Genomic DNA, 24,592 nt, shown 5'->3' on the forward strand with positions numbered 1-24,592 from the left:
GGTGAGGTCTGAGGGTCAGGAGCAGAAGAGCGCCGTCACGGATTCGGCCAGGTCCTCGGCAGAGGAGGTCCGCGGCAGCTGAGACCGAGATCCCCGAGGGTCTCCGTATGGTCGAGCGGAAGACCGAATGTTCGGACGCTCACATGCGAAGGCGGGGCTCCACCGATGGTGGGCCCCGCCTTCGCATGTGGTGAGAGGGAGTATGCGGACCCGCCGGAGGCGGCTCAGATGGTGACGTCGCCCTTGGGGCTGCGGAAGGTCACCGACATGATGCCCGGAGTTCCGGAGGGCGCGATCCACTCCACGTCCACGTCCTCGAAGGGGTCTACGTTCGGGCAGGCCAGCCACTGGGTGACCCGGTCTGGGGAGCCTGCGATGCTCAGCTTCGTCAGCGCCGCCTCAGGCGGATAGGCCTGGGAGGGGTGCAGTCCGTAGGTGCCTTCGTTCCAGCGCAGCAGGTAGGGCACCTGGGGATCTGCGATGAGTCCCTTGATCCCGATCTGCTGCCACGTCAGCTCCTGACCGTCGGGGAACTTGCGGTTGCCCGGGACGGCTTTGCGTCCCAGCCGCTCCTCGAAGGGGGAGAGGTCATCGACGCTCACGCACCAGCCCATCCAGCCGCCGCCCACCAGGGAACGGTTGCGCACGGCCTGGCCGAAGGGGGCCTTGTCGGCGCTGGGGTGGTCCAGCACCTCGACGATCTCGAGGTACTGCCGGTTCTCCAGCGGAATGATCGCATTGCGAGTGCCGAAACGTGGGTGAATGCCGCCGCGGACGCGTTCCACGCCCAGCGCATCGGTGATTCGTTCCACCGTGGCTTTCATTCCATCGGGACCGACTGCATACGAGACGTGATCGAGGCGCATCATGTTGCCATCATGACACCACTGGGCGCAGAGATATAAATCGGGTTGAATATTCATACTTATCCGGCGTTTTTCTACTGATTGTAGAAACATCACGACGACGGCGCCCCCAGCCCCCGCATGGCGCGTATCCTTGATAAGTGCTCAAGACCGCTCTGCAGCCCAAATGGATCGGGACCCTCGCCCTGGCGCTGGTCCTGGCCACAGTCTTCGTGGTGCTGAGCGCCTGGCAGTTCAGCGAATCGAGCTCTGAACCGCCCCCGACCGAAGAGGTCACCGAGACCCCGGTCCCGCTCACCGAGGCCCACCAGCCGCAGCAGCCGATGACGGTGGCCGAAGCCGACCGGATCGTGGACGTCAGCGGTGAGTTCCTCGAAGACACCCAGGTGATCATCGATGAACGCCTGCAGAACGGAACATCCGGTTATTGGGTGGTCGCGGCCTTCCGACCCGACGATGCGCCGGATGACAACATCATCCCGGTGGTGCGCGGCTGGGTCACGGATCCGGCTGAAGCCGATGAGCTTCCCTCCGGTGAGCCGCTCGAGATCCAAGGGCGGCTTCTTCCTCCCGAGGCTCCCGGACCGGGTCAGCGCGGGATGTCCGCCGATGGGACGCAGATCTTTCCCACCCTCTCCCCGGCAGAGCTCATCAACGTGTGGGACGAGCCGGGCTACTCCGGCTTCGTCGTAGCCTTCGAGAGCTCAGACGCCAGCGGCGCGGAGGTGGGTGCGGCGTCGTCGTCCTCCGGCATGGAACCGGTGCAGGTCGACCCGCAGCCCGAGACGTCGGACATCAACTGGCTGAACCTCTTCTACGGGGTGGAATGGACGGTCTTCGCCGGGTTCGCCTTCTATCTCTGGTGGCGGCTGGTCAAGGACGCCCACGAGAAGCAGCTGGAGGAAGAACGGCTGGACCGCGAATGGCAGGAGCAGTGGCGCGCCGAGCAGCTCGCCCTGCGGCAGCAGACCCAAGCGAAAGACTAGAGACTCATGAGTGATTCCCGTACGGGCGATTCCCCCGTGACCGATCCCCAGATCGCCGATGACATCCCGCCGGCGCCGCCGCGGCCCAAGCAGCGCCGTTTCGGCGGTACCGCCGCGCAGATCCAGGGTTCGCTGACCTTCTACAAGGTCTTCGCCTTCATCACCGGCATCATGCTGCTGATCCTGGTCGCCAAGATGATCATGGACTACGGATTCGGCTACGAGCTCTACGCCGGCGGCACCACCGCCGAAGGGGCGGAGAACACGTTGGGCTTCCACCCGAAGGACTCGGTGATGGACGGCACCGGAATCTCCTACTGGATCGCAGTGATCCACGGTTGGATCTACGTCATCTACATCATCGCCGGATTCCGGCTCTGGTACCTGATGAACTGGAAGGTCGGCCGGCTGGTCACCATCGTGCTGGGCGGCGTCGTGCCGTTCCTGAGCTTCGTGGTGGAGCGCAAGATCGCCCGCGAGGTCAGGGTGGACATGGAGTCCAACCCGGAGGCCGTGCGCCGCTACTGAGCGCGGTCTCGGGCCGCTGGCACGAGGTGGCTCTCGGCACCGGATCTAGCGGTGAGCTGGTATCGGCCGGGCGCGCGTCCGGCGGGCCCAGAAGAGCACCGGGATAAGCAGCAGTGCGAGCAGGCCGCCGCCGAGCGAGAGATGCTCGAAGCTCGTCGCGGACATCACGATCCCCGACATCGCCCCGCCGCCGGCTCCGGCGAGGGCGATCAGCACATCTACGCCGCCCTGGGTGCGCGGGCGATTCTCCGGGATGGTCGCATCCACGACCAGCGCCGTGCCCGCGATCAGACCCACGTTCCAGCCCACCCCCAGCAGGATCAGCGCCAGAACCAGCAGCTCCAGCGAATCCCCGGGGGCGACCGCCCCCACCAGGCCTGCACTGAGCAGGATCACCGCCGCCACGACGCTCATCGGGATCCGACCGAAACGGTCCACCAGGATCCCGGTGACCAGCGAGGGCAGCCACATGGCGCCCACATGCAGCCCGATCACCAGCCCCACCGAGCTCAGACCGTGGCCATGGGCGAGCATATGGATCGGGGTCATGGTCATGATCGCGACCATCGCGACCTGGGTGAGCACCATCACCGTGGCGCCGATATACGCTCCGGTCTCAGGCTTTGGAGCAGGGGAGGGCCCTGTGGCGGCGGCAGGTTCTGCGGCGGCCTGCTCCGCGGACTGCTCTGCGGACTGCTCTGCGGCGGCGTCGGCCGCTTCGATCTCCGCAAGTTCACGCGCCAGCAAGAACGGATCCGGCCGCAGAAAGATGAACAGGATCGCTCCGGCGGCGAGGTATGCCGCTGCGGCGAGGAGGAAGGGGCCCGCCAGTGGTGGGATTCCTAGGCTCCTCGCCAGATCCCCGAGTGGTTCCACCAGGTTCGGTCCGGCCACCGCACCGAGGGTTGTGGAGACCATCGCGATGCTGATCGCGGTGCCGCGGCGTGATTCAGGTGCGAGGTCTGTCCCGGCGTAGCGGGCCTGCAGGTTCGTCGCGGTCCCGGCGCCGTAGATGAACAGCGCGAAGAAGAGCAGCGGGACATGATCCTCCACCGCGGCAGCCACCACCCCGATCGCTCCGAACCCGCCGGCGGTGAAGCCGATGCCCAATCCGACCCTGCGGCCCCAGCGCTGACTGACCCGCCCCACGGAGAACGCCGCCAGCGCGGAGCCCAGCGTGAACAGGGCGATGGGCAGCCCGGCCAGACTCGCAGAGTCGAGCATCTCCTGGGCCAGCAGGGCGCCCACGGTGACCCCGGCGGCCAGGCCGGCGCCGCCGAGGATCTGGCTGAAGACGACGACGGTGAGCGTGCGCCGCTGGACGTCGATTCGTCGCACCTCGCCCCGCTGCTGGTCGCCCCCTGAATACATGGTCGATAACCTACACCGGGCGCAGGGCAGGCAAGCCCTCGTAGTCGTCCTGGTCCCGACCAGCCCCCGGACGTTGATCACCGACGCCCGGCAGGGCGGGGTCCGCTTGGTCCACACCGAGACACCAGGTCGAGACGGCGGCAATCAGAGCATGCGTCCGCACATCGCTGACCCTCGATTTCCGTCTGGGCCTGAAAAGTCCTGGACATTTGCTCGCTCAGGGGAGAGACTGATATTCTTCGCGACCTTTACTCGGCATCGCAAGGAGGCGGTCATGGGTAGTGTGGGTTTGCTCTATGTTGGTGCGGTTCTGATCATCAATGGCTTGATGTTGTTGGATGTGGTTCCCGGTAAAGCCGCCGCCGCAATGAACTTGTTCGTCGGAGCCATGCAGGTGGTTTTCCCGACCATTATTCTTGCACAGTCTGAAGGTGATCCCGAGATCATACTCGGTGCGTCAGGACTCTTTCTCTTCGGCTTCACTTACCTGTATGTCGCATGGAATGTCCTGACCGATGCTCCAGGTGAGGGTCTGGGTTGGTTTTCTCTCTTTGTCGCGGCCTGCGCCGTTGTCTACGGAACGCTGAATTTCACGCTGGTAGACGACCCATTGTTCGGTGTCATCTGGTTCTCCTGGGCAGTGCTCTGGTTCATGTTCTTCGTGCTGCTGGGACTCGGCAAGGTCAGCATCCAGCGCCGTACTGGCTGGTTCACGCTGTTCCTCGGGATCTTCACCGGAGCCGTCACCTCGTTCCTGCTGCTCACCCAGAACTACCCGACCGGAGATGGAGCAGCGCTGATCGGGGCGGCGCTTGCAGTGGTGCTGTTTCTCCTGGCCTGGCTTCTCGGAGCTCCAAACAGGGTGAGCGTCTCTCGCGACAAAGACCCGTTGAATGCGTCGGCCTGAGAGTCGAAAGGTTCCGCTTGGGTGTCCGATATCAACAGGATGGTGAGGTCATATGCCGCTCTACAGCTTCCGGTGCGATCAAGGTTGCAGTTTCGATGCCTCCTACACAATGGATGAAGTGCCGCGAAAGCGGGCGTGCCAGCAATGCGATGCATCAGCGGTGCGGATTATCACCTCAGTGAACCTGTCTCGAGCAGGTACTGCGGCGTTCCGAGCCGTGGAGAGTTCCCTGCGAAGCGCTCACGAGCCCGACGTTGTCTCCAAGTTGCCGCACCAGGCAGGGCGGTCGACTCCGATCACCACTAATCCTCTTCACGCGACTCTCCCGCGGACCTGAACGGAGGTTTTCCTGCCAGATATTTGACATGACTACAGGCGATGTTGAATTCATAAGGAGAAACCAAAATGCCGAAGACAATATTCAAGTTAGATTCCTCGAAAAAGTTCGGTGACCAGGAAAAGCTGGGACACAATCGCTGGCATCCTGAGATTCCATCCGTAGCGACCGTGAAGCCGGGAGAAAGTTTCCGCGTCGACTGCCGAGAATGGTTCGACGGGGCCATCGAGAACAATGATTCCGCAGAGGACATCCTCAACGCGCCGTTGCTCACGGTCCACGCGTTGAGCGGCCCGTTCCACGTGGAGGGGGTCAAACCCGGAGACCTGCTCATCGTGGACATTCTGGACGTCGGCCCTATTCCACAGGAAGACGACGGCCCGCTCGCAGGACAGGGCTGGGGATATACAGGCATCTTCTCGCGGAACAATGGTGGTGGTTTCCTCACCGAGCAGTTCCCCGACGCCTACAAGGCGGTGTGGGATTTCTCCGGGCAGACTGCCACCTCACGCCATGTACCTGGTGTCTCTTTCACCGGCATCGTCCATCCGGGCCTTATGGGTACCGCGCCCTCGGCGGAGCTGCTGGCGAAATGGAATGCCCGTGAGGGTGCCCTGATCGCGACGGATCCAGACCGTGTGCCTCCGCTCGCGCTCCCTCCTGAGTCGGAGCATGCCGTGCTCGGGGGGCTTGATCAGGCGGAATGGAACAGAGTCGGATCCGAGGCGGCCCGCACTGCTCCGCCGCGCGAGAACGGGGGAAACCAGGACATCAAGAACTTCACCAAGGGGAGTCGTGTCTTCTATCCCGTGTTCGTCGACGGCGCCAACCTCTCTCTCGGCGACCTGCACTTCTCACAGGGAGACGGCGAGATCACGTTCTGCGGTGCCATTGAGATGGGCGGGTTCATCGATCTCCGGGTCGATGTCATCAAGGGTGGCATGGAGACCTACGGCGTCTCGGAGAACGCGATCTTCATGCCGGGCAACGTCGATCCGCAGTACAGCGAGTGGCTCGCGTTCTCAGGTACCTCGGTGACTCTCGATGGCGAGCAGCGATACCTTGACTCCCATCTGTCATATCAGCGGGCATGCCTGCATGCGATCGACTACCTCACTAAGTTCGGCTACAGCCCCGAACAGGCGTATCTGCTGCTCGGCGCAGCGCCGATCGAAGGGCGGTTGTCCGGCGTCGTCGACATTCCAAACTCGTGTTCCACGGTCTACCTGCCGACCGCGATCTTCGACTTCGACGTTCGCCCCTCCGCGTCGGGTCCCGTGCAGATCGATCCAGGGATCGGTGCGCCCCGCGCAGCAAATCAGAAATAGCCCGCGCGCAGCGTGAAGTGGTGAGCGCCCTCATCCAGGACAAGGAGCTCTTCGATGAGCAAGTGGGGGCGCTCACCCATTGCAGGCGCGCGGCAGACCTATCTGCTCATTGTCAGCGCAGACCTGGTGCGGCGCGCCAGAATCCTTGGCGGGGCTCCCATCGCTGGGGCACGAACGGGCGTCATGAGCGCCGGACGACTCGATATCCCGCCCGGCTGCGTCCCAGGGAGGTGGGTGGAGGGCCCGGGGACAGGCGACAACACCCGGACCGCTAGGATGGAGCGGTGACTTCTCAGCCCGATTCCGCAGACTCTGCTGTCCCCGCCGTGGAGCGTTCCAACTCCGCGGCCCAGACCGTGCTGGTGGTGGACTACGGCGCGCAGTACGCCCAGCTCATCGCCCGCCGCGTCCGCGAGGCCCGGGTCTACTCCGAGGTCGTCCCGCACACCCTCGCCGCTGCCGAGATCATCTCGCGCAACCCCTCCGCTGTGATCCTCTCGGGCGGACCCTCCTCGGTCTACGCCGAGGGTGCCCCAGAGGTGGAGACCGAGCTGTTCGAGGCCGGCATCCCGGTGATGGGCATCTGCTACGGCTTCCAGGCCATGGCGCACAGCCTCGGCGGCGAGGTGGCCCGCACCGGCGACCGCGAATACGGCAAGACCGCGGTGCGCAGCGTCAACGCCCCGCACTCGCTGCTCACCGGCACCGACGCGGTCCAGTCCACCTGGATGTCGCACAGCGACTCCGTGCAGAAGGCCCCCGAGGGCTTCGAAGTCCTCGCCTCCTCAGAAGGCGCCCCCGTCGCAGCCTTCGCCGATGAGCAGCGCAGGCTCTACGGCGTGCAGTGGCACCCCGAGGTGCGCCACTCGCCCCAGGGCCAGCAGGTCATCGAGAACTTCCTCTACATCGGGGCCGGCCTGACCCCGGAGTGGACCACCGGCAACATCGTCGAAGAACAGGTCACCGCGATCCGCGCCCAGGTCGGAGACTCCCGCGTGATCTGCGGACTCTCCGGCGGTGTGGACTCCGCTGTGGCCGCCGCCCTCGTGCAGAAGGCCATCGGAGACCAGCTGACCTGCGTGTTCGTCGACCACGGGCTGCTGCGCGAAGGTGAGGCCGAACAGGTGGAGCGCGATTTCGTCGCGGCCACCGGCGCCAGGCTCTATGTGGCCGACGAGCGCGAACGCTTCCTCGCCGCGCTCGAGGGCATCACCGACCCAGAGGCCAAGCGCAAGATCATCGGCCGCGAGTTCATCCGGGCCTTCGAGGGCGCCGAGAAGGCCGTGCTCGCCGAGGCGGCCGCTGACGGTGCCAAGGTCGAGTTCCTGGTCCAGGGCACCCTCTACCCCGATGTGGTGGAATCCGGCGGCGGTGAGGGCGCGGCGAACATCAAGTCCCATCACAACGTCGGCGGCCTGCCCGAGGACATGGTCTTCAAGCTCGTCGAGCCGCTGCGCGCGCTGTTCAAGGACGAGGTCCGCGCCGTCGGGGCCGAGCTCGGCCTGCCCGCCGAGATCGTCCAGCGCCAGCCCTTCCCGGGCCCCGGCCTGGGCATCCGGATCATCGGCTCGGTCTCCGAGGACCGGCTGCGGATCCTGCGCAAGGCCGACGCCATCGCCCGCGAGGAGCTCACCGCCTCGGGGCTGGACCAGGAGGTCTGGCAGATGCCGGTCGTGCTGCTCGCCGACGTCCGCTCGGTCGGCGTCCAGGGCGACGGCCGCACCTACGGTCACCCGATCGTGCTGCGCCCGGTCTCCTCCGAGGACGCGATGACCGCCGACTGGTCCCGCCTGCCCTATGAGCTGCTCGCCAAGATCTCCAACCGGATCACCAACGAGGTCGAAGAGGTCAACCGGGTCACCCTGGACGTCACCTCCAAACCGCCAGGCACCATCGAATGGGAGTGAGTCGGAAGACTCATGCTCGACTCCTCCGCCGCTGAGGCGATCACCACCGTCATCGCCGGGCTGCTGCTGGTCATCGGCGCGCTCGGCGTCGTGCTCCCGATCCTGCCCGGCTCGCTGCTGATCATCATCACCCTGATCGTCTGGGCGCTGCTGCTCGGCGGACCGGTCGTCTGGACCACGGCGATCATCGGCGTCGTTCTGGCCGTGATCGGCTGGGGAAGCTCCACGGTGCTCACCGGTCGATCGCTGCACCGGCAACAGATCCCGCGCGGACCGATCATGATCGCCGTCGTCACGGCGCTCGTCGGGCTGATCGTATTCCCGCCGCTGGGGCTCTTCATCGGTTTCGCCGCGGGGCTCTTCGGCGCGGAGTTCGTCCGTCGAGAGCGCGATTGGCTCGCCGCCGGGACAGCGAGCCTGCACGCGCTGCGCGCCGTCGGACTTGGGATCCTGCTCGAATTCCTGCTCGCCGGACTGGCGATCTCGGCGTTCCTGATCGGCTCGCTGATCAACTTCGTCTCCTGATCCGGGACGGGCCAGCGGCTTCAAGGTCAGGCTGAGACCGATTGCAGGTTGTGCCGTCGGGATCATTAGACTTCAATGCATGTAATTATCGGCGATCCTCGTCATTCCTGACGGAGACGGGGGTGCCGGAGTGGGCGTGAGCCCACCCCGGTGGGGATTGTGGAAGGTCGTCTGTGAGCAAAGAACCAGCCGCTGAGGAGTGGGACCTGTCGTCCGAGAATGGGCCGGCAGAACCTGTGACGGAGCATCAGCGCCGTGACACCTCCGACGACGCCGCCCGCGCCACCGCGAGCTCGGCGGCATCGGCGTCCACCGCGGAGTCTGCAGGTTCGGCAGGCTCCGCTGATTCGGCTGCCTCGGCAGGGTCTCTCGGCTCGCCGAGCTCCCCGAACTCGCCCCAGTCCCCAGACTCGCCCGGGTCCCCGGCTTCGCCGCAGTCCCCAGCCTCACCCGACTCCGCAGCCTCCGCGGACTCCCCAGCCTCCGTCGGCTCCCGCCCCGATGGTCGAGACCCGGTGGCCGCCTGGCTGGAATCAATGGGGTCCGGCACCGAGAACGACACGATGCTTCGCTTCTCCCCGAACCAGCACAACGCCATCGACCTCACCGACGCCAACTCCTCGGGCATGATGCAGCTCATGGCGGGTCGCAAGACCCGGCTCTCCACGCTGCTCAACGATCAGAACGCGTTCACCATCGGCAAGCACGCCGCCCAGGGCATCCGGGCCAAGACCCGGGAGATGTCCGAGGAGCGCGGGATCGACGTCGGGTTCCTCGCCGCCGGGGTGGTCAGCTGGACCGAGGACGCTGGCCAGGCCTCCTCCGGCGAGCAGTTCACCGAAGACTTCACAGCTCCGATCATGCTGGTGCCGATCACCCTGCGCCCGCGTGAGGACGGCAGCGGTGACTTCGAGATCCAGTTCAGCGCAGCCGCCCGGCTCAACCCCGCGCTGATCCGTCACCTGGCCGCCCGGCACAGCACCCGACTGGACCCGGTGGAGTTCCACAACACCGGCTATGTGACAGCCCGCTTCGACCCGAACCGTCCCGCGGACACGCTCGCGCGCATCGCCGCCGGCGTGGACACCCTGCACTCGGTGCAGGTGTGGCGCCAGCTCCACGTCTCGACCTTTGCGGACCTGACCTTCCTGGGTGATCCCACGGGGCTGGAGCTCGATCACCCCGTCATCCACGCCATGGCCGCCGGTGAGCCGCTGGGGCAGACCCGGGCCGATCGCACGCTGAAAGACCTGCCCTCGGTGGATGATCGGGAACCCCGCGACGAGCGCCTGGTCGCCGACGCCGATCCGCACCAGCAGGCCGCCCTGGACGCGGTGCTCGCCGGGCAGTCCGTCGTGGTCTCCGCGCCCGCCGGCACCGGTCAGACCCAGACCGCGATCAACGCCGCGGCCGGCCTCGCCTGGCAGGGCAGGCGGGTGCTGGTCCTCGCCGAGCGCACCGCCACCCTGGAACAGTTCAAGGACCGGCTCGCGCAGGTCCACCTGGGCACGCTGGCGGGCAACATCTCCGCCGCCGCGACCTCCGAAGACATCCGCGACCAGCTCATCCGCGCCATCCGGCGCAATGAGCGGGCCGAGCCGCCCCGACTGGGAACCGTACATTCGAGGCTGAAGAAGTCGCGCCACCAGCTGGTGGACCACGTGAAGTCGCTTCACAATGTGCGCCGCCGCTGGGACTGCTCGCCCTACCAGGCCATGCAGGCCCTGGCCGCGCTGACCAGCCTGACGCCCGCGCCGTCGACCTCTGTCCGGCTCAAACGCTCGGTGCTGGACCACACCGTGGACCGAAGCCAGATCACCGTGAAGCTCAAGCGCGCCGCCGAGCTGGGCGCCTTCTCCGCCGAGACCCGCGACAGCCCCTGGTTCAACGCGCGCCTGTCCAACCGGCAGGAGACCCGGGACGCTATGGCCCTGGTCGTCCAGCTGCGTGAGGAGCTGCCGGAGCTGCAGCAGATGATGGTCTCGGCATGCCAGGCCGCCGGGATCACCGCGGGTGCGACCTTCAGCCAGTGGAACAGCCAGGTGCTGCTCTTCCAGCGGGTGCAGGAATCGCTGGGCAGGTTCAGCCACGACGTCTATGCCCGCGCGGTGGACGACCTCATCGCCGCCACGGCCCCGGGCTGGTGGCGCCGACAGAACAACGTGGAGATGACCTCCGTGACCCGCTCGCGGCTGCGCCGGGTCGCCAAGGAATACGTGCGCCCCGGCGTCGCCATCGGAGACCTGCACTCCTCGCTGATCGATGTGCAGTCCGAGCGGGAGGAGTGGAACCAGTGGTCCATCTCCGACTCCGCGCCGAAGGTCCCACCCCGGCTGGACACGCTCTGTGACAGCTTCGGGAAGGTCCAGGCCCGGCTGCAGCGTCTCGATGAGGTCCTGGAGACGGGATCACTGACCGAGATGCCCATTGAAGAGCTGCTGCAGACGGTGGAGACCCTGGCCGCGGATGAGAAGCCGCTGGAGACCCTGCCCGAGCGCACGCTGCTCGGCGAACAGCTGCGCGAGCAGGGCTTCCGGGACCTGATGGAGGACTTCTCCGAGCGTGGGATCAGCGCGAACGTCGTCGGCGAGGAGCTGGAGCTCGCCTGGTGGCAGTCCGCGCTGGAGGCGATGATCTCCGGTGACGACTACCTGGCGATGACCACCGGCGAGAACCTGCGCAGCATCGAGGAGACCTTCCGCGAGTCCGACGCCGGGCACATCGAGTCCAGCGCCCAGCGACTGGGCCACGCCCTTGCGGTGCGCTGGAAGTCCGCCGTGGAGGCCCACCCGCAGGCCGCCGCGAACCTGCGCGCCCTGCTGCGCGATTCCACCCCCACCATCGAGGCCCTGGAGGCGATCAACTCCAAGGTGACCCAGCCGCTGGTCCCGATCTGGACCACCTCGCCGCTGGGGCTGGGAGAGCAGTTCCCGCCTGAATACCGCGCCGACGTCGTCATCCTGCTCGATGCCGAATCGCTCGCCGTGCCCACGGCGCTGAACGCGGTGACCCGTGCCGCCCAGGTGGTGGCGTTCGGTGACCCGGTGGCCGGTTCGCCCACCCCCTTCCACGTCTCCGCCGATCCGGTCGCGCGCGAGGCCGAGCAGCCCCGCCCCGCCTCGATCTACACCGAGCTGGCCGCCGTGCTCCCGCACTATGCGCTGCGTCAGGTCCACCGCGGGGTCGATCAGGAGCTCACCGGGCTGCTCTCGTCCGCGCTCTACGACGGCGAGCTCACGCGACTCCCCGACGCCGCCCAGCTGACCGGCCAGGATCGTCGCTTCACCGTGGAGCTGGTCGCGGGCATCCAGGCCGGATACCGCGACGCCGTGGAGTCACCCACCGGGGAGGTCAACCGGGTGGTGGACATGGTCTTCGAACATGTGCGCTCACGACGCGGGCACTCGCTGGCCGTGATCACCGGCTCGGCTTGGCACGCCCGCCGGCTGGCCGACGCGATCCGGCTGAACCTCGCCAACCATGGCTGGGCCAAGGAGTTCTTCACCGATGGCGCCCACGGCGAGGGCTTCGTGGTGACCCCGGTGGAGCGTGCCGCCGGCCTGGTCCGCGACGACGTGATCTTCAGCCTCGGATTCGGCCGCTCGGTGAAGGGAGATGCCGCGACCCGCTTCGGGGAGCTCTCCGAGGCGCGCGGCCGCGAACACTTCGCGATCGCGCTGACCCGAGCTCGTGACCACCTGCGCGTGGTCACCTCGCTCTCCAACGCCGACATGAACCCCGCCTCGCTGACCAACGGCGCTCGGGAGATCTACGACCTGATCAGGCTGGGTCTCGAAGGGTCGGACAACCCCACCGCGTCGGCGCAGCTGACCGATCCGCTGGTGCTGGACCTGGTGGACCGGATCCGGGCCCGCGGCGGGCGGGTGGAGGACGGGTTCCGCGGGACCCTGGACCTCGCCGCCTGCTCGCGCAGGTTCACTCCGGACCAGCCGATGGTGCCGGTGGCGATGGTCTCCGACGGGACCAGGAGCTATGGCGCGATGTCTGTGCGCGAACGCTCGAGGCAGCGCCCCGCCGCGTTTGAGGCGCTGGGCTGGACCTACATGGCGCTCTGGACCATCGAGGTCTTCTCCAACCCGGTGCGCTGCACCGAAGTCGTCGCCGAACAGGTCGGGCTGGCCTCGGGACCGGAGTTCGCCGAGTCAGGCCGGATCACCGTGCACACTGCGGGGGCGGCCCCCCGCAGTCGCAAGGGCCGGGAGCAGGTTGCCCGCAGCGAGGGCATCCGCTTCGGCGGCGCGGCGGACCTCGAGGACGAGGATTCACACCGGAAGTCCAAGAAGTGGCTGCCGCCGCGGGAGCGCGGGGCATGGAAGCAGTAGGGCCTGGGCCCGGTGGCGCGGGGTCTGGTGGCGCCGGACGCGCCGGGCGGAGAGGACGACGGCGCGTGGTGGCCCCACCGACCTCGGGCCAGTCCCATGAGGTGGAGTCTGACTTCACCGACCCATTCAGCACCGAGCCCTTCGGCGCTGCAGACTCCGTCCCCGGCCGCGGGGCGGGGGCTGCCGCACAGAATCCCAGCGCCGCAGAAGAGGAGACCCCCGGCAGGACGCAGAAGACCGAGGGCTCCGCGCCCAGTGTGCCACTGACCGCCCATGAGCAGTGGATTCTGAGTCAGCGTCCCCCGCACTGGGGTTAGCCCGGGACCCCACGCTGGTCCGGGGTCATCTTCCCCAGGCCGCGGGGAGAGGGCCGTCAGTCGCCCGACTCCACAGCGCAAGGAGCTGCGGCACCTGCGCCGCGCTCCTCGTGGACGCTGGTGGCCATGCAGAGCATCAGTTCCGATCGACGCACCCGTCCAGGCACCCGCGGCGCTGACGAGGCCCGCCCCCGCGTCCGCCGTGGTGAACCGGCCACCGAATCGACGGGTCCGTTCATTCCGCAGCGACCGCGTCGGCGCCGCTCTCAGCCGCCGGCGCCGACCCGGGAACGATCTCCGCGGAGACGCGCCCGGCGGATACCGGCTGCTCACCCATCGGCGCCGCGGATGCCAACCGATCGGAGCAGCGTGGCCCGGGGGCAGAGGGTCAGGCCGCCGCGGATCAGCCGCCGACTGCGCGGTGCCGGGCTGCCCCGGCTGATCCAGCGGTTCCGCATCCCCCTCGCCCTGTTGCTGGGACTGGGCGCCGCCGGCGCAGCGGTGCTCACCGGAGTTCAAGGGCAGGTGGAGACCACGCCGGCGCTGCGGGCAAGCGCCGATATCGGCGCGGGGGAGCGGCTGAGCGCCGCCGTGATGGAAGAGGTCCAGGTGGATGTCGCGGCGGTTCCACGGGACTACGCCGTGGAGGCGGAGCAGGTGCTCGGACGACAGGTCGCCGTGCCACTCCCGGCAGGGGCGCTGATCCACCCGGATCAGCTGGTGGGGCCCGGGCTGCTCGCCGGACAGGACCCCGGCACGGTGGCTGTGCCGGTGCGCCCGGCCGATCCGGCGATGGTCGCACTGCTCACGCCGGGGCAGCGAGTGGATGTGCTGGCCTCGAGCGACATCCCCGAGCGTGGCACGTCCGCACAGCTGGTGGCGACCGCCGCGCCGGTGCTGTGGTCCCCGCAGGATGATTCGGAGAACTGGCTGCCCAGCGGGACTGAGGCGGGCGGCGTCGTGATCCTTGCGGTGGATCCCGCCACTGCGGAGTCCATCGCCCAGGCCACCCAGGAGGGACGGCTGCATCTGAGTCTGCGCGGTACGGGGCCGCCGCCATCTTCGGACCAGCCGGAGACCTCCTCCGAGGGGTCAGTCGGAGGAGCTCGATGAACCCGATCCCGCGGACCCTGCGCTCGAGGACCCCGCGCCGGAGGCAGCCTTGGCCGGGCTCGAGGACGAGTCGGAGGAGCCGTTCCCGCTGGCGCTCGAAGGTGCCCCGTCGGAACCGGAGCGCTTTGAGGCGTCGGTGCCTGAGCTGGCCGCAGCGCGGGAGTCCGTCCGGTAGAAACCGGAGCCCTTAAAAGAGACTCCGACCGAGCCGAACTTCTTGCGCAGTGTGCCCTGACATTCCGGGCAGACGGTCAGCGAGTCATCGCTGAACTTCTGTGCGATGTCGAAGGCATGGCTGCAATCCTTGCAGGCATAGGCGTAAGTGGGCATCGGATTCCTCAGAGGTGAAGGGCGCTGGGAGGTCAGGTGCAACCGGCCAGCCTGCGGCAATACTGCCAACCGATTATACGGGCCTCAGCGTCGTGGCTTCGCGTTCGGTCACGATGATGTGCACCCGCAGGTCATGGGGCTCCACTGGGAAGGCGCCGGGGCTGAGGACCTCCGCGGCATGGACCACCGCGATGAAGCGCAGCGGCGCGAGGTCGGTCGGACTGTCCGCGGCGGACTCCACGGGCGTGGAGGCCTGGTGGTCGGCGTCGTTTCCGAAGGCGGTGTCGTAGAAGCCGCCGCCCTGACCCATGCGCGCTCCGTGCTGGTCCACGGCCAGGCCGGGCACCAGGACGGTGAGCCCCTCCGGGTGGCGTTCAAGCAGCGCGACGGTGCCGAGGCGGTCTCCCAGCGGCTCGTCGACGGCCGCGAACGCGCTGCGCCGTAGCTCCGCCTCAGGCGCCCAGGACACCCACTCGAGGACCCGGTCCCGGGTGCTGGCGATCACGGGAACATACACGGCACCCCCGCCCGCGGCGTGACCGCTGAGGAACGGCCGCACGTCCGGCTCGCCGGGCATCGGCACATACCCCGCCACCGCTGAGCCTGCGGGCACCACGGACGGCAGGACCCGGGCCAGGGCCTGGCCGCGGATCGCAATCTGGTCAGCTGTCAGCTCCCGGCGCGCCGATCGGAGCCGGGATCGCGCGGCCGCCTTCGCTGCCGCGGCGGACGCGGGCTCGTCTGCGTGTGTCGGCATGCGGCTCAGCGCCAGTATTCGGACTGGATGAGGCTGGCGCGCAGGGCCTCTGCGGCGTCGGCCAGGCCGGGCGAGAAGGTGAACTGAGCGCTCAGGCGCAGCAGCGCGGCCCTCTCATAGGCCTCCAGCGCGTCGCCGGCGACCCCGTTCCGGTAGGCGGCGTCGTTGATCAGTCCGAAGACCACTGCGCGACGCGGCGCGTCCCACAGGCCGCGCAGCTCGTTCCACTTGGCGCAGGCGAGCAGCCCGCCCAGGTCGAGCGCGGGGTGGGCCCACCCCGCGTTGGAGACCTTCACCAGCGCCGGTCCCAGCTCGGGGGAGTACAGCAGGTCTTCATCCCGGAGCTGCCGGTGGGCAGGCACCATCCGACGCTCAGGGATCGAGGCCAACGCGTCGCAGGCGGCCATGACGCTCGCGTGGAACAGCTCCGCCCCGACGAGATAGGGCCTGACCAGCGCTTCCCAGCGCTGCAGGCGCCGGATCTCCGTGGCGGCCCCGTGCACCGGGGCGCTCGCGGGCAGCTCCCCCGGATGCTGGATTGCGGTGGACCACGCATCCAGGGACTGGTCCCAGGCGGTCTCCCATGCCTGCGCGCCGATCCGCTGGGGCCTGTGCAGAGAGGCGCCGGTCAGCGCCTGGAACGTCGCGGTGGAGTCATCATGGCTGATCAATCGAGGGAGCCTGAAGGGCCCGGAGAAGGCCTGTGCGCGTCTCATGCCGTCGAGCAGCTCGGTCGCGCGGCCTGCCGGCAGCACCACGGTGTAGGTCTCGTCCGAACCGTCTCGATGCCGCACCACTGCCCGCAGTCCTGGTTCATGGGCGATCACGAGGCCGCCCTGGGCGGCCTGCCGCAGGGCGGGCAGCTCGGGATCCGTATCGGGCGGGAACAGGTCGAGGTGCTCGCTGGGTCGGGCGGCACCGCGGTGGTGCTCGACGCGGAAGCAGCCTGCTCTTCGGGCGCGCCGCGACGCGGCGGCACGGGGCGCAGCGCCAGCGGCAGAGGAGGTCGACGTGCCGGCGTCCTCGGGAGCCTCGAAGGCGGTGACCTCCACCGCCAGCATCGTCGGCTTCCCCGGCACCGGCCAGGCGCGTTCCACTGACCAGCGGGTCTCTTCGGCGGAGAGGATGCGCGAAGGCAGTGATGCGGCGGGGTCAAGCATGTTCGAGACGTTCCTTTCGACCGGTTCGGCTCCCTCCAGCTTAGGCCCGGGACTCTGAGGTGATCGCGGGGTGCGCAGGGTGCGCGCGCAGTTTCAGAGCCAGGAATCGATCCAGATCCTCATCCGCCATTGCTCGTAGGGAATCATCTCCGCAGTCCAGAGCGGGAGGAAGAACACCGAGACGGCCACGCACAGCATCACGAAGCACAGCACGATCACGGTGTTTCGCTGGCGCGCCGCCAGGATCGTCCCCTCCCCGCGGGCCGTTCCGTCGGGGCGGTGACCAGCGGTCCCGATGCGCAGCACCAGGGCGGCGATCGCGGTGAGCGCCAGAATCAGGAAGGGGTGATAGCTGATCGTGTAGAAGAAGAAGGTGGTCCGGTCCGGGAAGAGCAGCCAGACCAGATGCCCGGCCACGAAGCCGGAGAGGATCGCGCCGCAGCGCCAGTCCCGGCGACCGGCCCAGAGCAGCCCCACCAGTACCAGGGCGATCATCCCGCTCCACCAGATCAGCGGATTCGCCAGGTCCAGGACCGCGGAGGAACAGGTCTCCGCGGCGCAGGTCTCACCGGTCTGTGCATAGATCTCGCCGGCGGAGACCGAATCGTAGTGCATCGAGACCGGTCGGCCCATGAAGGGCCAGGTCCACGGCGAGGACGCGTAGTCATGTCCGCTGCTGAGCCCCTGATGGAAGTCCGCGGCGGAGACATGGTAGTTCCACAGCGAGCGGAGCGGATCCGGCACCAGTCGGGCCAGCCCCTCGGCAGGATGCTCGAGGTGCCACTGCCGACCCCAGCCGGCCTGCGTGCTCAGCCAGCCTGTCCAGCTGGCCAGATAGGTGCCGGCGGCAACGGGCAGCACCGTGACCAGCGCCGGAAGCGCATCCTTCAAAAGCCCGGACCGCGCCCATCGCTCGACGCCGGCCAGTCGCCTGGCCTGCAGGTCCCAGAGGATGACCATGATGCCGAAGACCGCGAGGAAGGCCAGCGCCGAGAGCTTGACCGCCACCGCCGCTCCGAGCAGCACCCCGGCGAGCAGCCGCCACGGGCGGACCCCCAGCCACGGTCCGCTGGCCTGCCGGTCACCAGGCCTGCGGCGCACCGCCCAGGCGGCCAGCCGCCGTCGTCCGCTGTATCGATCAGCCAGCAGGGCGCCGAAGGCGGCGAGGACGAAGAACATCATGAAAATGTCCAGCAGGCCCACGCGGCTCATCACCAGGTGGTGGCCTTCGATCGCGGTGAGCATCCCGGCGAACGCCCCGAGGAAGACCGAGCGGAACATCCGTTGCGCGATGAGCGCGATCAGCAGCACGGCCAGGGTGCCTGCCAGCGCCGCCGAGATCCGCCAGCCGAAGGCGCTGTCCTGGCCGAAGCCCCGCAGCCCCAGCGCGATCAGCCACTTTCCCAGCGGCGGGTGCACCACGTAGGCGCCGTCGCCGGTGGGCTGTGACTCACCAGCCAGCCAGGAGTCATCGGCATCCTCCGGCCAGACCAGCTCATAGCCGGTGAGCAGCAGCGCGTAGGCGTCCTTGACGTAGTAGGTCTCGTCGAACATCAACAGGTGCGGGGTGCCGAGATCTCTCACCCGCAGGATTCCGGCTAAGAGCGTGATCAGCCCGGGCAGAATCCATCCCCAGAGACCTGGACGGTACGGTTCTGCGTGGAGCCGGCGCTCCATCCGGGACAGCCTTGCGGCTTCCGGCTCGGCGACGCTCCCGGGCGCCCCGGCAGGGGCCGGAGTGCTGCGGGCGGGCTCGGCAGGGTTCACTATGGGTATGCTACTTGGCGCAAGCCGGTCACCGATCAGAAGCGGGCGTGTCATGGAGTCATGCGAGGCAGAACAGGTCGAGAACCCCTTGGAGCCAGCTGATACCAGCCTCTGGGACACCCCGATCGTGCTCGCCGCGACCCCCATCGGCAATCTCGGTGACGCGACCGACCGGCTCAAGCGGCTCCTGGCCACCGCCGAGGTCATCGCCGCCGAGGACACCCGCACCGCGCGCCACCTGGCCCGAGCGCTGCAGGTCACCTTCCATGCCCGCCTTCTCAGCCTGCACGAGCACAACGAGGCGTCCCGCTCCGAGGAGCTCGTGGAACAGGCCCGGAAGGGAACCCGGATCCTGGTGATCTCCGACGCCGGCATGCCCGCGGTCTCCGATCCGGGGTTCCGACTCGTCGAGACCGCCATCGCTGCCGGCGTCGGGGTCACCGTGGCGCCGGGCGCCTCGGCGGTCACCACCGCGCTGGCACTCTCCGGGCTGCCCACCGACCGATTCACCTTCGCCGGGTTCGTCCCGCGCAAGGCGGGGGAGCGCAAGAAGCTGCTCGACCGGCTGGCCACCGAGGAGTGGACCACGGTGCTCTTCGAATCCCCGCACCGGGTCGCCGCCACGCTCCGCGAGTTCGCCGCGGCGCTGGGGGAGGACCGACCTGCCGCGCTGGCCCGGGAGTTGACGAAACGCTACGAAGAGGTGCTGCGCGGAGGCCTGGGCGAGCTCGCCGCCGTGGCTGCTGAACGTCACCTGCGCGGGGAGATGGTCCTGGTGCTCGGCGGGGGGTCACCCGCCGGAGCGGGGGGCGAGCCGATGAGCTTGGAGGAGCTGGCCGGCGTCGTGCTGACGCGGGTTGCTGAGGGGACCAAGCTCAAGACGGCGGCCAAGGAGATCGGGGCCGCACACTCTGTCCCGGCCAGCGAGATCTATGATGCCGCCCTGGCCCTGAGGCGCGCCGAAAAGTCCGGTTGAACAGTAGAATGGCGTCCAGAGCGGAGAGGCACTCCACCGCAGGGTAATCGATGAGCAGGCGGGGCCATGACCGAGGAGCATACGGGCAGCGAACACGTTGCCCAGACGAGCAGCAATCAGATCCGCGAAGCCGCCACCGCGCAGGTGGCGTGGCTGGAACCGCACACCAACGCCACTGACGGGGTCCTCGACCTCTGGGCCGCTCGCCCGCATCAGCCGGTCTACGCCGTGCCCAACGGGACCGGCGGGTGGGTGGACGTCTCCATCACCAGTTTCCTGGACCAGGTTCGTGGCGTCTCCAAGGGGCTGATCGCACTCGGCGTCGAGCCGGAGGACCGGGTCGCGGTGATGGCACCGACCAGCTACAGCTGGGCCGTGGTGGATCAGGCCATCTGGTTCGCCGGCGCGATCTCGGTGCCGATCTACGAGACCAGCTCCGTGCACCAGGTCAGCGCCGTGCTCGAGGATTCCGGGGCGACGCTTGCGCTCGCCGGAAGCGTCGAGCTCCAGGACTGCCTGCGCGCCGCCGTGGTGAAGTTCAACGGGAACCGCCCTGCGGTGCTGCCCATCGAAGAGGTGCGCCAGCTCGATGACCTGGCCGCCTCCGGGGAGCACATCTCGGATGAGCAGCTCGAGGCGGCCCGCTCACGGGCCGACCTGGACGACGTCGCCACGCTGGTCTACACCTCCGGCACCACCGGCCGCGCCAAGGGGGTGCGCATCACCCACCGCAACCTGGCCGAGGGTGCGGCGAACATTCTGCCCTTCGCCGATCAGATCCTCGGCGAGAACGAATCCCGCACGCTGATCTTCCTGCCGCTGGCCCACGTCCTGGCCCGCGCGGTGCAGCTGATGTGTCTGTACCGCGGAGTGCAGGTGGCCCATTCGGCCAGCTCCGCGAAGCTGCTCGAAGATCTCGCCAGCTTCCGCCCCACCTGGCTGCTCGCCGTGCCGCGGGTCTTCGAGAAGGTCTACCACGGTGCTTCCGCCAAGGCCCGCGCCGAGGGCAGGGGAAAGATCTTCGAGACCGCCAAAGATACCGCGATCCTGTACTCGAAGGCACTGCAGGCCGAGGCGACGGGCGAGGGTCCCGGGCCCTCTGTGCGGCTGCGCGCACGCCGAGCGATGTTCGCCAAGCTGGTCTACTCCAAGCTCCACGCCCGCCTCGGTGGCAGCGTCCGCTACATGATCTCCGGCGCCTCCGCGCTGAACCCCGAGATCGCCCACTTCTTCACCGGCATCGGACTGCCGGTCCAGGAGGGCTACGGCCTCACCGAGTCCACCGCTCCGATCACGCTGAACATCCCCGGAGCCACCCGCATCGGGACGGTGGGCATCCCGGTCCCCGGCAACACCGTGAGGATCGCCGCCGATTCAGAGGTGCTGCTCAAGGGCCCGGTGATCTTCGACGGCTACCACGAGAAGCCCGAGGCCTCGGCAGAGGCCTTTGACGCGGAGGGCTTCTTCCGCACCGGTGACCTCGGCTCCCTGGACGAGGACGGCTTCCTCACGCTGACGGGGCGCAAGAAGGACCTCATCGTGACCGCCGGCGGCAAGAACGTCTACCCCATGCCGATGGAAGAGGTCATCCGCGCACACCCGCTGGTGGCCGAGGTCATCGTGGTCGGAGACGACAGGCCCTACGTCGCGGCGCTGATCACGCTGGACGCCGACGCCGTGGCGGACTGGTGCCGGGCCAACGGGTACCGGTCGCTGTCGTTGATCGACGCCGCCAAGCATCCCAGGGTGCGCCAGGAGATCGGCCTCTCGGTGGAGGCTGCGAACCGAAGGGTCTCGCGCGCGGAGTCCATCCGGAAATTCGAGCTGCTCGACGTCGAACTCTCCGAAGAGTCCGGGCACATGACCGCCTCGATGAAGCTGATGCGCCACCGGGTTCTGGTCGACTTCGAGGGCGTCATCGATTCGGTCTACGCGAACTGACGCCGCCGCCTTCACGTCCGCCTGCATCGCGGCTCGCCTCTGCAGCACTTCTCACGCCCAGTCTGCGCAGGAGCCAGCGGAGGGCGGGGTGTGGAAGGCCGCGCGGGGGGTGGGCGATAGAGTTGATCACCGTGAGCCAACAGCAGCGAATCCTTCCAGACGCCGAGTCGAGCCCCGCCGTGGTGCCAGGCGAGACCCCTGCCGCCTACCGTCCTGAACAGCCCGACGACGACGGCGCGGCCGCCGGTCCCGTGCGAGATCAGGCGGAGGAGCAGTCCGGGAAGAGGCGTCGCCTGCAATACCCCCCGGCACCCCAACCGCTGACGGTGCCGGTGATCGACAATCACGCGCACCTGGACTTCCGCGACGGTGCGATCTCCGTCTCGGTCCAGCAGGCACTGGAGGTCGCCAAGGCCGTCGGCGTGGTCGGCGCGCTGTGCGTGGGCTATGACGTGGCCTCCTCGGAGTTCTCCGTGAAGGCCGCCGCAGAGCACCCCCAGCTCAAGGCCGCCGTCGCGCTGCACCCCAACGATGCGCCGGTGCTGGCAGCGAAGGGCGACTACGAGACTGCGTTCGTCAGGATCACCGAACTTGCCCGCCATGAACAGGTGGTGGCGATCGGGGAGACCGGTCTGGACTTCTACCGCACCGGCGAAGAAGGGGTCGCTGCGCAGAGACGCAGCTTCGAAGATCACATCGCGCTCGCCGTCGAGCGTGGACTCGCGATGCAGATCCACGACCGGGACGCCCATGTGGAGGTGGTCAGCGTGCTCAACGCCGCGCCCACCCTGCCCAGCGCCGTGGTCTTCCACTGCTTCTCCGGCGATGCGGACCTGGCCCGCCTCTGCAACGCCAACGGCTGGTACATGTCCTTCGCCGGCACGGTCACCTTCAAGAACGCCCACGCCCTGCGTGAGGCGCTGGCGGTCGCTGATCCGCAGCTGATCCTGGTGGAGACCGACACGCCTTTCCTGACCCCACATCCTTACCGGGGGCAGCCCAACGCGCCTTATCTGATCCCGCAGACCATGCGGCTGATGGCCCAGGTGCGCAACACCAACGTGGAAGCGATGTGTCAGCAGGTCATGTTCAACACCACCCAGGCCTACGGGAGCTGGACATGAGCGATCAGCACTCACCGCAGGGACGACCGCAGCAGAGCCCTCCGCAGCTGCTCTCCGCCGCGCATGTCAGGGCGCTGGCCGACCAGCTCGGGGTGCGCCCCACTAAACAGTGGGGACAGAACTTCGTCATCGACCCGAATACGATCCGCCGGATCGTCAGCCTCGCAGATCTCGACGGCAGCGAGCATGTGCTCGAGGTCGGCCCTGGGCTCGGGTCCCTGACCCTGGGCCTGTTAGATGAATCAGCGCTGGTCAGCGCCGTCGAGATCGATCCCAAGCTGGCCGGTCAGCTGGCCGAGACGGTGCAGAGGTTCCGTCCCGAGCGCGCGGCGAACCTGCGCGTGATGGAGCAGGACGCGCTGAAGCTCACCCCGGAGTCCTTCGCCGAGTTCGGAGACGGCGCGGGCCCGGAGGTGCTGGTCGCGAACCTGCCCTACAACGTGGCGGTCCCGGTGGTGCTGCACCTGCTCCAGATCCTGCCTTCGCTGCGCAAGGGCCTGGTCATGGTCCAGGACGAGGTCGCCGACCGGCTCTGCGCAGGGCCCGGCTCCAAGATCTACGGCGTCCCCAGTGTGAAGGCGGCCTGGGACACGAACATGCGCAAGGCCGGCGTGGTCGGCAAGCGAGTCTTCTGGCCCGAGCCGCGGATCTCCTCGGGGCTGGTTCGCTTCGACCGGCGCGCCGAGGCCTCGGCCGAGCTCAGCCGCGAAGAGGTCTTCGCGGTGATCGACGCCGCCTTCGCCACCCGACGCAAGACCCTGCGCGCCTGCCTGGCCGGGATCGCGGGATCCCCGACCCGTGCCGAGGCGGTGCTGCGGGCCGCCGGGGTGGATCCGTCCGCCCGCGGCGAGACCCTGGGCATCAGTGGGTTCACCGCGATCGCCGCCGCCCTGCGCGACGCGGCCAGCTCGGGTCCAGCCGGCGCGGTCCCGCATGTCAGTGACGAGAAGTAGGGTCGAAGCATGCGCGATAGTGAATTCTTCGGACATGTCACCGCCGTGGCTCCGGGCAAGATCAATGTGAGCCTGCGCGTCGGTCCGCTGCGCGAGGACGGCTATCACGAGGTCGCCACGCTCTACCTGGCGGTCTCCCTCTACGAAGAGGTCAGCGCGGCCCGGCGCGAGGACGGGGCGATCACCGTGAGCCTCTCCGAACGTTCTACCTTCACCGAGGTCCAGACCCGGGATCCGGAGACCCGAGAGATGGTGGCTGCGGCGATCCCGCTCGATGAGCGCAACCTGGTGCATCAGGCCGCCTCGAAGCTGCGCGACCGACTCGGCATCACCGACGGAGTGGACCTGACCATCACCAAGAACGTCCCGGTGGCCGGCGGGATGGGAGGAGGCTCTGCCGACGCCGCCGCCGCACTGGTGGCCTGTTCGGCCCTCTGGGAAGCGGGGCTCTCCAAGGAACAGCTGGCGGAGATCGGCGCCGAGCTCGGGGCCGACGTGCCGTTTGCGATCCTCGGCGGAGCAGCCGTGGGTCAGGGTGTGGGCGATGAGCTCTCTCCGCTGCTGACCCGCGGGGAGCTGCATCTGGTCATCGTCCCGGCCAACACGGGCCTGTCCACGCCCAGCGTCTATGCCAAGCTCGACGAGATGCGCGCCGAAGCCGGAGTGGAGGCTGAGGCGCCGGGCCTGGATCCGGACCTGGTCCGGGCGGTCTGCACCGCCGACGCCGAGCTCGTGGCCTCGCTGATGGCCAATGACCTGCAGGCCCCCGCCGTGGCCAGTCTGCCCTCCCTGGAGGACATGATGGACATCGGCATGATCGAGGGAGCGCTGCAGGGAATGGTCTCCGGCTCAGGCCCCACCCTGGTGTTCCTCGCCCGGGATGCTGAGTCAGCCCATCAGCTCTGCACCAGCCTGGAGGAGCGGACCGAGGTCTGGGCCATCCCGGTCACCGGTCCGGCCGCCGGGGCACGACTGATCAACGGCCGCGAGAGCTGACCCGAGAGTCATCAGGGGCACGATTCGCCCCAGCTGACGGGGCGCACCGCAGTCTTGCGC

General features: G+C 68.2%; 21 protein-coding genes. 15 read left to right on the forward strand and 6 right to left on the reverse strand.

The annotated features are described in order from the left end of the window. Window positions 1-224: 224 nt before the first annotated feature. On the reverse strand, window positions 225-869 hold the full coding sequence (locus LTI14_RS12690) for a VOC family protein (protein WP_241466057.1): 645 nt from the start codon (window positions 867-869) through the stop codon (window positions 225-227). Between the two features lie 137 nt (window positions 870-1,006). On the opposite strand from LTI14_RS12690, the gene LTI14_RS12695 reads away from it, so the two are divergent. After that, window positions 1,007-1,852: an SURF1 family protein gene (locus LTI14_RS12695; RefSeq protein WP_241476728.1), complete on the forward strand. Its 846-nt coding sequence runs from the start codon at window positions 1,007-1,009 to the stop codon at window positions 1,850-1,852. Between the two features lie 6 nt (window positions 1,853-1,858). Further along, window positions 1,859-2,380, forward strand: coding sequence for a DUF3817 domain-containing protein (locus tag LTI14_RS12700; protein ID WP_241471222.1), 522 nt, complete (start codon window positions 1,859-1,861; stop codon window positions 2,378-2,380). A 45-nt stretch (window positions 2,381-2,425) separates the two neighbouring features. Here the strand turns inward: LTI14_RS12700 and LTI14_RS12705 are convergent, their stop codons facing one another. Beyond that, entirely contained in the window at window positions 2,426-3,751 is a 1,326-nt protein-coding gene (locus LTI14_RS12705; protein WP_241476729.1) for an MFS transporter, read from the reverse strand. Window positions 3,752-4,025: 274 nt separating this feature from the next. Here LTI14_RS12705 and LTI14_RS12710 point away from each other — a divergent pair, with 274 nt between their 5' ends. The 8 genes from LTI14_RS12710 (at window position 4,026) to cpaB (ending at window position 14,528) form a co-directional block, all read left to right on the forward strand. After that, a complete protein-coding gene (locus LTI14_RS12710; RefSeq protein WP_241476730.1) occupies window positions 4,026-4,658 on the forward strand; it encodes an AmiS/UreI family transporter in 633 nt (210 codons plus the stop codon). 52 nt (window positions 4,659-4,710) lie between these two features. Further along, on the forward strand, window positions 4,711-4,995 hold the full coding sequence (locus tag LTI14_RS13375; protein ID WP_446740401.1) for an FmdB family zinc ribbon protein: 285 nt from the start codon (window positions 4,711-4,713) through the stop codon (window positions 4,993-4,995). A 68-nt stretch (window positions 4,996-5,063) separates the two neighbouring features. After that, on the forward strand, window positions 5,064-6,323 hold the full coding sequence (gene fmdA / locus LTI14_RS12715) for a formamidase (protein WP_241466067.1): 1,260 nt from the start codon (window positions 5,064-5,066) through the stop codon (window positions 6,321-6,323). A gap of 356 nt (window positions 6,324-6,679) precedes the next feature. Beyond that, window positions 6,680-8,230: a glutamine-hydrolyzing GMP synthase gene (gene guaA, locus LTI14_RS12720; protein WP_241476745.1), complete on the forward strand. Its 1,551-nt coding sequence runs from the start codon at window positions 6,680-6,682 to the stop codon at window positions 8,228-8,230. 12 nt (window positions 8,231-8,242) lie between these two features. Beyond that, window positions 8,243-8,755 (forward strand): DUF456 domain-containing protein, encoded by a 513-nt coding sequence (locus LTI14_RS12725; RefSeq protein WP_241466069.1) that lies wholly within the window; start codon window positions 8,243-8,245, stop codon window positions 8,753-8,755. 173 nt (window positions 8,756-8,928) lie between these two features. Further along, the gene (locus LTI14_RS12730; protein WP_241476731.1) at window positions 8,929-13,098 is read left to right on the forward strand and encodes a DUF4011 domain-containing protein; all 4,170 of its coding nucleotides are present in this window, start codon (window positions 8,929-8,931) and stop codon (window positions 13,096-13,098) included. Between the two features lie 68 nt (window positions 13,099-13,166). Continuing rightward, window positions 13,167-13,415 carry a hypothetical protein gene (locus tag LTI14_RS12735; RefSeq protein WP_241476732.1) on the forward strand — a complete coding sequence of 83 codons (249 nt, stop codon included), beginning with the start codon at window positions 13,167-13,169 and terminating at the stop codon, window positions 13,413-13,415. Between the two features lie 369 nt (window positions 13,416-13,784). Beyond that, entirely contained in the window at window positions 13,785-14,528 is a 744-nt protein-coding gene (gene cpaB, locus LTI14_RS12740) for a Flp pilus assembly protein CpaB (RefSeq protein ID WP_241476733.1), read from the forward strand. On the opposite strand, the gene LTI14_RS12745 is transcribed toward cpaB, so the two are convergent. The 4 genes from LTI14_RS12745 to LTI14_RS12760 form a co-directional block, all read right to left on the reverse strand. Continuing rightward, window positions 14,508-14,858, reverse strand: coding sequence for an FmdB family zinc ribbon protein (locus LTI14_RS12745; protein WP_241466078.1), 351 nt, complete (start codon window positions 14,856-14,858; stop codon window positions 14,508-14,510). The genes cpaB and LTI14_RS12745 overlap by 21 nt on opposite strands. Before the next feature lie 73 nt (window positions 14,859-14,931). Then, complete coding sequence (locus tag LTI14_RS12750) at window positions 14,932-15,615, reverse strand: 5-formyltetrahydrofolate cyclo-ligase (protein WP_241476734.1); 684 nt, start codon at window positions 15,613-15,615, stop codon at window positions 14,932-14,934. 5 nt (window positions 15,616-15,620) lie between these two features. Further along, window positions 15,621-16,775, reverse strand: a complete 1,155-nt coding sequence (locus LTI14_RS12755) for a hypothetical protein (RefSeq protein WP_241476735.1) — start codon at window positions 16,773-16,775, stop codon at window positions 15,621-15,623. Window positions 16,776-16,868: 93 nt separating this feature from the next. Then, the gene (locus LTI14_RS12760; RefSeq protein WP_241476736.1) at window positions 16,869-18,542 is read right to left on the reverse strand and encodes a dolichyl-phosphate-mannose--protein mannosyltransferase; all 1,674 of its coding nucleotides are present in this window, start codon (window positions 18,540-18,542) and stop codon (window positions 16,869-16,871) included. Window positions 18,543-18,594: 52 nt separating this feature from the next. Between LTI14_RS12760 and rsmI the strand changes: the two genes are divergently transcribed. The 5 genes from rsmI (at window position 18,595) to LTI14_RS12785 (ending at window position 24,532) form a co-directional block, all read left to right on the forward strand. Next, complete coding sequence (rsmI, locus tag LTI14_RS12765) at window positions 18,595-19,518, forward strand: 16S rRNA (cytidine(1402)-2'-O)-methyltransferase (protein WP_241476737.1); 924 nt, start codon at window positions 18,595-18,597, stop codon at window positions 19,516-19,518. Window positions 19,519-19,584: 66 nt separating this feature from the next. Next, the gene (locus LTI14_RS12770; protein ID WP_241466087.1) at window positions 19,585-21,459 is read left to right on the forward strand and encodes an AMP-dependent synthetase/ligase; all 1,875 of its coding nucleotides are present in this window, start codon (window positions 19,585-19,587) and stop codon (window positions 21,457-21,459) included. 131 nt (window positions 21,460-21,590) lie between these two features. Next, window positions 21,591-22,583: a TatD family hydrolase gene (locus tag LTI14_RS12775; RefSeq protein ID WP_241476738.1), complete on the forward strand. Its 993-nt coding sequence runs from the start codon at window positions 21,591-21,593 to the stop codon at window positions 22,581-22,583. Further along, complete coding sequence (gene rsmA, locus LTI14_RS12780; protein WP_241471210.1) at window positions 22,580-23,536, forward strand: 16S rRNA (adenine(1518)-N(6)/adenine(1519)-N(6))-dimethyltransferase RsmA; 957 nt, start codon at window positions 22,580-22,582, stop codon at window positions 23,534-23,536. The genes LTI14_RS12775 and rsmA overlap by 4 nt, the downstream gene beginning before the upstream one ends. A 9-nt stretch (window positions 23,537-23,545) precedes the next feature. Continuing rightward, on the forward strand, window positions 23,546-24,532 hold the full coding sequence (locus tag LTI14_RS12785) for a 4-(cytidine 5'-diphospho)-2-C-methyl-D-erythritol kinase (protein WP_241476739.1): 987 nt from the start codon (window positions 23,546-23,548) through the stop codon (window positions 24,530-24,532). Window positions 24,533-24,592: the final 60 nt, after the last annotated feature.

The sequence above is a fragment of the Nesterenkonia sp. YGD6 genome (genome assembly GCF_022565895.1).
GTDB lineage: Bacteria > Actinomycetota > Actinomycetes > Actinomycetales > Micrococcaceae > Nesterenkonia.

Excerpts from the sequence above, each read along its gene's own strand:
- rsmI (WP_241476737.1), top strand. The coding sequence starts at position 18,595 with ATGGAGTCATGCGAGGCAGAACAGGTCGAGAACCCCTTGGAGCCAGCT.
- LTI14_RS12725 (WP_241466069.1), top strand. The coding sequence starts at position 8,243 with ATGCTCGACTCCTCCGCCGCTGAGGCGATCACCACCGTCATCGCCGGG.
- LTI14_RS12745 (WP_241466078.1), bottom strand. The coding sequence starts at position 14,858 with ATGCCCACTTACGCCTATGCCTGCAAGGATTGCAGCCATGCCTTCGAC.
- LTI14_RS12770 (WP_241466087.1), top strand. The coding sequence starts at position 19,585 with ATGACCGAGGAGCATACGGGCAGCGAACACGTTGCCCAGACGAGCAGC.
- rsmA (WP_241471210.1), top strand. The coding sequence starts at position 22,580 with ATGAGCGATCAGCACTCACCGCAGGGACGACCGCAGCAGAGCCCTCCG.
- LTI14_RS12705 (WP_241476729.1), bottom strand. The coding sequence starts at position 3,751 with ATGTATTCAGGGGGCGACCAGCAGCGGGGCGAGGTGCGACGAATCGAC.
- LTI14_RS12700 (WP_241471222.1), top strand. The coding sequence starts at position 1,859 with ATGAGTGATTCCCGTACGGGCGATTCCCCCGTGACCGATCCCCAGATC.
- LTI14_RS12755 (WP_241476735.1), bottom strand. The coding sequence starts at position 16,775 with ATGCTTGACCCCGCCGCATCACTGCCTTCGCGCATCCTCTCCGCCGAA.
- LTI14_RS12750 (WP_241476734.1), bottom strand. The coding sequence starts at position 15,615 with ATGCCGACACACGCAGACGAGCCCGCGTCCGCCGCGGCAGCGAAGGCG.
- fmdA (WP_241466067.1), top strand. The coding sequence starts at position 5,064 with ATGCCGAAGACAATATTCAAGTTAGATTCCTCGAAAAAGTTCGGTGAC.
- LTI14_RS12710 (WP_241476730.1), top strand. The coding sequence starts at position 4,026 with ATGGGTAGTGTGGGTTTGCTCTATGTTGGTGCGGTTCTGATCATCAAT.
- LTI14_RS12785 (WP_241476739.1), top strand. The coding sequence starts at position 23,546 with ATGCGCGATAGTGAATTCTTCGGACATGTCACCGCCGTGGCTCCGGGC.
- LTI14_RS12690 (WP_241466057.1), bottom strand. The coding sequence starts at position 869 with ATGATGCGCCTCGATCACGTCTCGTATGCAGTCGGTCCCGATGGAATG.
- LTI14_RS13375 (WP_446740401.1), top strand. The coding sequence starts at position 4,711 with ATGCCGCTCTACAGCTTCCGGTGCGATCAAGGTTGCAGTTTCGATGCC.